The organism is Sphingomonas sp. Leaf25 (assembly GCF_001421635.1).
Lineage (GTDB): Bacteria > Pseudomonadota > Alphaproteobacteria > Sphingomonadales > Sphingomonadaceae > Sphingomonas.
This window is the reverse complement of the sequence record NZ_LMKU01000031.1, coordinates 894-1231: the sequence shown is the minus strand read 5'-3', so window position 1 is coordinate 1231 and position 338 is coordinate 894. Positions and strand designations below refer to the sequence as shown.

The following is a 338-nucleotide window of genomic DNA, read 5'->3' as shown; positions in this document are numbered from 1 at the left end:
CACCTGTTTCCAGGCGTTTCCGGTTCATGTCAAGCCTTGGTAAGGTTCTTCGCGTTGCATCGAATTAATCCGCATGCTCCGCCGCTTGTGCGGGCCCCCGTCAATTCCTTTGAGTTTTAGCCTTGCGGCCGTACTCCCCAGGCGGGGCACTTAATGCGTTAGCTACGGCGCGGAAAACGTGGAATGTCCCCCACACCTAGTGCCCAACGTTTACGGCATGGACTACCAGGGTATCTAATCCTGTTCGCTCCCCATGCTTTCGCTCCTCAGCGTCAGTTAATGCCCAGAGACCTGCCTTCGCCATCGGTGTTCCTCCTGATATCTGCGCATTTCACCGC

The 338-nt window shown here is 56.2% G+C and carries 1 rRNA gene (only partly in view); it reads right to left on the bottom strand.

The features are described from left to right. Positions 1–338 (bottom strand): 16S ribosomal RNA (locus ASE78_RS14990) (its annotated part extends past both window edges: 563 nt to the left, 893 nt to the right); the annotation flags it as partial.